The following is a 6,084-nucleotide window of genomic DNA, read 5'->3' on the forward strand; positions in this document are numbered from 1 at the left end:
GCAATAGTTAGGCGCAAGCGACGGAAAATCCAACCCACCGCTGCCCTGTCCTTAATGCGGTAGCCAGGGCCGCGCCATCGACCCCGCCGGCGCGCATCGCGGCAAGGCTGGGCGCGCCGCTGCGCTTGGCAAGCCGCTCGCCATCGGGGCCTAGCAGCAGCGGATGGTGGTGATAGCGCGGGCTGGGCAGGTCGAGCAGCGCCTGCAGCAAGCGGTGAATATCGGTGGCGGCGAACAGATCGGCCCCGCGCACCACATCGGTCACCCCTTGCGCCGCATCGTCGATCGTCACCGCCAGATGATAGCTGGCGGGCGCGTCTTTGCGCGCCAGGACGACATCGCCCTGCGCCAGCGGGTCGGCGCGGACATTTCCGGCCAGCGAATCATGCCAGTCGATCGGCCCGGCGATCGCCACCGCCGCCGCCATGTCGATCCGCCAGGCATGCGGATCGGCCATACGCGCCGCGCGCGCATCGCCCGGCAAGGCCCGGCACGTCCCCGGATACACCGCGCCGCCCGGCCCATGCGGTGCAGAGGCGCTGGCGGCAATATCGGCGCGGGTGCAGAAACAGGGATATAGCAGCCCCTGCGCGCGAAGCCGGTCGAGCGCCTGCCGGTACAATTCCAGCCGCGCCGATTGATATACCACCGGCCCGTCCCAGCGAAGCCCGAGCCATGCCAGGTCTTCAACGATGCCCGCGACATGCTCGGGCCGGCTGCGGGTGCCGTCAATATCCTCGATCCGCAGCAGGAACCGGCCGCCGTGCGCGCGGGCGAAGTCGTGCGCGGTGATCGCCGATGCCGCATGGCCGGCATGCAGCCGCCCGGTGGGGCTGGGCGCGAAGCGCGAAACGATCACCTTGCCTCCCTCATGCGCCGCCAATCGATCTTTCGGCCCCCTTGACCATGAGTCACGCGCCGTGCTGTCATACGCACGTCACGGTAAAACGCGACAGGGACATGACTAGAGGGAGTTGGGAGCCTCATGTACCATCCCGATCTGATACGGCACCCCGACGGCTGCCCCGCCCTGGTGCTCAATGCTGATTTTACCCCGCTCAGCTATTATCCGCTGAGCGTCTGGCCATGGCAAACCGCGATCAAGGCAGTGTTCCTCGATCGCGTGAACATCGTGTCCAATTACGAACGTGAAATCCGCAGCCCAAGCGCGCGGATGAAATTGCCCTCGGTCATCGCGCTCAAACAATATGTCCGCCCTTCGGCGTTTCCGGCCTTCACCCGCTTCAATCTGTTCCTGCGCGACAAGTTCACCTGCCAATATTGCGGGTCGCTGGGCGATCTGACCTTCGATCACGTCATCCCGCGCGCACAAGGTGGACGGACGACATGGGAAAATGTCTGCACCGCCTGCGCGCCATGCAATTTGAAGAAGGGCGGGCGCACCCCCAAACAGGCGCATATGCCGCTGCATGTCACCCCGATTCGCCCGACGAGTTGGCAATTGCAGGAACATGGCCGGCGCTTTCCGCCGCATTACCTGCACGCGACCTGGCATGACTGGCTCTATTGGGACGTCGAACTGGAGGCGTGACGGTTTCGATTGCAACGATATATTAGGTGCTATAGCCTCCTAACGCACCACAAGGTTGGGGAGAGAAATAGCATGGCATATCAATCGTTCGCCCGTTCGGCGTCACTATGCGCGCTCGGCATCGCGCTGGTCGCGCCGCTGCAGATTGCGGCCCAGACCGCGCCGCCCGCCGCCGCCGGCCAGCTTATCCCGCGCGAGGCGATCTTCGGCAATCCCAGCCGCGCGGGCGCGCAGGTCAGCCCCGATGGCAAGCATCTGTCCTGGGTCGCGCCGGTCGATGGCGTGATGAACCTGTGGGTCGCGCCGATCGCCACGCCGACGCAAGGGAAAGCGATCACCGCCGACAAGGGCCGCGGCGTCACCCAGTATTTCTGGGCACCCGATGGCAGCCATGTGCTGTATGTCCAGGATGCCGGCGGCAATGAGAATTTCCATGTCTTCGCGGTCCCGGCGATGGGCGGCGCACCGCGCGACCTGACCCCGGTCGATGGCAAGGTCCGCGCGATGGTACAGGGCGTCAGCAAGCTGCGTCCCGATGTCGTACTGGTCGGCCTCAACGATCGCGACCCGCAGTTTTTCGACCTGTACGAAATCGATTACAAGACCGGTACCCGCAAGATGGTGATCCAAAACCCCGGCTATGGACAGATCATCACCGACAATCAGTTCAAACCGCGCTTCGGCATGAAGCAGGTGCCCGGCGGCGGATCGAGTGTCGATCGCCTTGAAGCCGATGGCAGTTGGAAACAGGCATTCCGGATCGCCGGCGAAGACGCCTTCACCACCAACCCGGTCGGCTTCAACAAGGACGGCACCGCGCTCTATTGGGTCGACAGCCGCGGCCGCGACAAGGCGGCGCTGCTGAAAATGGACGCAGCCACGCTGAAAACGACGATGATCGCTTCGAGCGACCAGGCCGACATCCAGGGTATCCTGCCCGATCCTGAGACGTTCGAGCCGATGGCCTATGCGGTCAATTATCTGAAGAACGAATGGACCGCGCTGAATGCCGAGGCAAAGGCCGATCTGACCTTCCTGGCGAGCAAGCTGCCCGGCGAAATCGCGATCACCTCGATCACCGATGATGGCCGGCTGGCCACGGTCGCGGCCTTTGCTGCCGAGGCACCGGGGACGTCGTATCTGTACGATCGCCGCGCCAAGACGCTGACCAAATTGTTCGACGTCCGCCCCGAGCTTGCGAACTACAAGCTACAGCCGATGCAGCCGGTAGAAATCCGCACCGGCGACGGCAAGACGCTGGTGAGCTATCTGACGCTGCCCGCCGGAGCCGACGCCAATGGCGATGGCAAGGCCGACAAGCCGGTGCCGATGGTGTTGTTCGTGCATGGCGGTCCCTGGGCGCGCGATGGCTATGGCTACAACAGCACCCATCAATGGCTCGCCGATCGCGGCTATGCGGTGCTCAGCGTCAATTATCGCGGCTCGACCGGGTTCGGAAAGGGCTTCGTCAACGCCGCGATCGGCGAATGGTCGGGCAAGATGCACCAGGATCTGCTCGATTCGGTCGATTGGGCGGTGAAGCAGGGCGTCGCCATCCCCGACAAGGTGGCGATCATGGGCGGTTCCTATGGCGGCTATGCCACGCTGGTCGGCGTGACCTTCACCCCCGAAACCTTCGCCTGCGGCGTCGACATCGTTGGCCCGTCGAACCTCAAGACGCTGATGGAAAGCTTCCCGGCCTATTGGCGGCCGCTGCTCGAAGGCACCTTCTACAAGCATATCGGCGATCCGACCAAGCCCGAGGACGTCAAGCGGATGATGGCGCAATCGCCGATCAGCCGGGTCGATGCGATCAAGGTGCCGCTGCTGATCGGGCAAGGGCAGAACGACCCGCGCGTGGTGAAGGCCGAAAGCGACCAGATCGTCGAGGCGATGCGCGCCAAGAAGCTGCCGGTGACCTATGTCAACTATCCCGACGAAGGGCATGGCTTCCAGCGCCCGCCCAACCGGCTGAGCTTCAACGCGGTGGCTGAAGGCTTCCTGGGCCAGTGCCTGGGCGGCAAGGCCGAGCCGATCGGCGACGATTTCACCGGATCGACGCTGCAAGTGCTTGAAGGCGCGCAATATGTGCCGGGGCTGGCCGAGGCATTGCCAAAGTCTGCGCCGGCTGGCGGGCAGTAAGGCAGTGGCACCGGGGTGAGGCACCGCGCTCACCCCGGCCTCCATCGATAACCCCAAACTCGCGACGTGACGACGGTAAACGCGCGGTCTATGTTGAGCGTCTTGCGCGCACCGTATTAGCGCGATAATACAGCGGCGGGCCTATGCGTATCGATTCCCTTGATCAGTGGCGACCGACGCCCGCGCCCGGTGACCCGTTCGCGCCTGAATCGCCGCACGCCGGCCCGACGCCCCCCGCCCCGCCGCCGGGCGAACCGCCGCTGCCGCCGTCGTGGCGGCCAAGCCCGATGCGCTGGGTCGTGCGCGGATTCGCGGTGCTGATCGTGCTGCTGATGATCGCGATCGCGTGGCTGGCGATCACCGCGCCGCTGTCGAAATCGCTCGAACCGCCCGTCCCGCCCTCGGTCACCTTGCTGTCGGCGGAGGGCGATCCGATCGCGCGACATGGCGCGATCATCGGCACCCCGGTCGACGCGACCAAGCTGCCCGCGCACGTCAAGGCGGCGTTCCTGGCGATCGAGGACCGGCGCTTCCGCAGCCATTGGGGGGTCGATCCACGCGGCATCGCGCGCGCCTTCGTCAACAATGTCTTCACCAGCCGATCGTCGCAGGGCGGCAGCACGATCACCCAGCAATTGGCCAAGAACGCCTTCCTCTCGTCCGACCGGACGCTGGGCCGCAAGGCGCAGGAGCTGATGATCGCCTTTTGGCTGGAAGCGTGGCTGACCAAGGACGAGATCCTGTCGCGCTATCTGTCGAACGTCTATTTCGGCGACAATGCCTATGGGCTGGACGCCGCCGCCAACCATTATTTCAGCCGCGATCCCGAGGATCTGAGCATCGGCCAGGCGGCGATGCTGGCAGGGCTGGTCAAGGCACCCTCGCGGCTGGCCCCCTCGAAAAACCTCGCCGGCGCGCGCGCGCGGCAAGCACTGGTGGTCGCGGCGATGGCGGAGGCAGGCTTTATCAGCCAGGCCGAAGCGAACGCGGTGTCGCCCGCTCGGCTGAAAATGGCCAAGGCAAAACGCCTGCCCACCGGCTCCTATTTCGCCGATTGGGTGATGCCGCAGGCGCGCGATCAGGCGGGCGCGATCACGGCCAACCAGACGGTCAAGACCACGCTCGAAACCCGGCTGCAACGCGCCGCCGAACGCGCAGTGCGCAGTGCGGGCTTGCGCGAGGCGCAGGTGGCGATCGTTTCGATGCGGCCCGACGGGCGAATCGTCGCGATGGTCGGCGGCAAGGATTACGCCAAAAGCCCGTTCAACCGCGCGACTCAGGCGCGCCGTCAGCCGGGTTCGACCTTCAAACTGTTCGTCTATCTCGCCGCGTTGCGCGCCGGCATGACCCCCGACGACATGATCGAGGATCGCCCGGTGACGATCGGCGACTGGAGCCCCAAGAACTCGGACGGGCGCTATCTGGGCAACATCAGCCTGGCACAGGCATTCGCGCGATCGAGCAACGTCGCCGCCGCGCGGCTGACGCAGCAATTGGGGCCGAAAGCGGTGATCAAGGCGGCGCGCGACCTGGGCATCTCGACCCCGATCCCCAACGAGGCGACGATCGCGCTGGGCACCTCGTCGGTATCGCTGATCGAGCTGACCGCCGCCTATGCCGCGATCGCCGCGGGCGAAGCGCCGGTGCGCCCGCGCGGGCTGTCGCAAGTGGCCGAGGGGAGCTGGCTCGAACGGCTGGGGATCGACACGCGGCGAATCCCTGCCGGCCAGCTCGAAGACATGCGTAGCCTGCTCGCGGGATCGATCGCGCAAGGCACCGGGCGGCAGGCGCGGCTGTCGGTCGAGGCGTTCGGCAAGACCGGCACGACTCAGGACAATCGCGACGCGCTGTTCATCGGCTATGCCGACGGCATCGTCACCGGGGTGTGGGTCGGCAATGACGACAATACGCCCAATGCCGGGCTGTCGGGCGGCGGCGTGCCCGCGCGGATCTGGCGCGACTATATGATGCGCGCGACCGGCGCGAGCGCGGGCGGCCAGGTGCCCGCCGAGATCGAAATGGTCGAGGAAGCCGCCAATATCAGCGATCTGCTGGGCAATGGCCTTGGTATCGAAGTGCCGCCGATCGATTTGCAGGGCGAGCTTGAAGGGCTGGGGCTCGACCTGCGCGTCGGCCCCGACGGCGCGATCGAAATAGGCCCGGGCGAGCGCCGACGCGAGGAAGAACCGCCCGCAGAGCAACGCCCCTGACCTTACTTCCCTCTCCCGCGAGCGGGAGAGGGTTGCGAAGACTTGGTTCGCGTTCTTAACGCGGACCTAGTCGTAGCTGGGTGAGGGTGCCGCGGTCGCCCTTGCGACCGCGCGGCCCCACAGGGCCGCACCACCCTCATCCAACCTCCGCTAGGCCGCTTCGCGACCAAGCTTCGGTAT

At 65.8% G+C, this 6,084-nt stretch carries 4 protein-coding genes; 3 read left to right on the forward strand and 1 reads right to left on the reverse strand.

The window, feature by feature from the left end; genetic code table 11:
- Window positions 1-7 precede the first annotated feature (7 nt).
- Complete coding sequence (gluQRS, locus tag QU44_RS04235) at window positions 8-859, reverse strand: tRNA glutamyl-Q(34) synthetase GluQRS (RefSeq protein WP_033920356.1); 852 nt, start codon at window positions 857-859, stop codon at window positions 8-10.
- Between the two features lie 126 nt (window positions 860-985).
- Here gluQRS and QU44_RS04240 point away from each other — a divergent pair, with 126 nt between their 5' ends.
- From QU44_RS04240 to QU44_RS04250, 3 genes are all read left to right on the forward strand, one after another.
- A complete protein-coding gene (locus tag QU44_RS04240; protein WP_033920314.1) occupies window positions 986-1,552 on the forward strand; it encodes an HNH endonuclease in 567 nt (188 codons plus the stop codon).
- Window positions 1,553-1,624: 72 nt separating this feature from the next.
- Window positions 1,625-3,694, forward strand: coding sequence for a S9 family peptidase (locus QU44_RS04245; protein WP_033920316.1), 2,070 nt, complete (start codon window positions 1,625-1,627; stop codon window positions 3,692-3,694).
- Window positions 3,695-3,837: 143 nt separating this feature from the next.
- The gene (locus QU44_RS04250) at window positions 3,838-5,904 is read left to right on the forward strand and encodes a transglycosylase domain-containing protein (RefSeq protein ID WP_052134323.1); all 2,067 of its coding nucleotides are present in this window, start codon (window positions 3,838-3,840) and stop codon (window positions 5,902-5,904) included.
- Window positions 5,905-6,084 lie beyond the last annotated feature (180 nt).

Source organism: Sphingomonas sp. 37zxx (assembly GCF_000786205.1).
Classification (GTDB): Bacteria; Pseudomonadota; Alphaproteobacteria; order Sphingomonadales; family Sphingomonadaceae; genus Sphingomonas.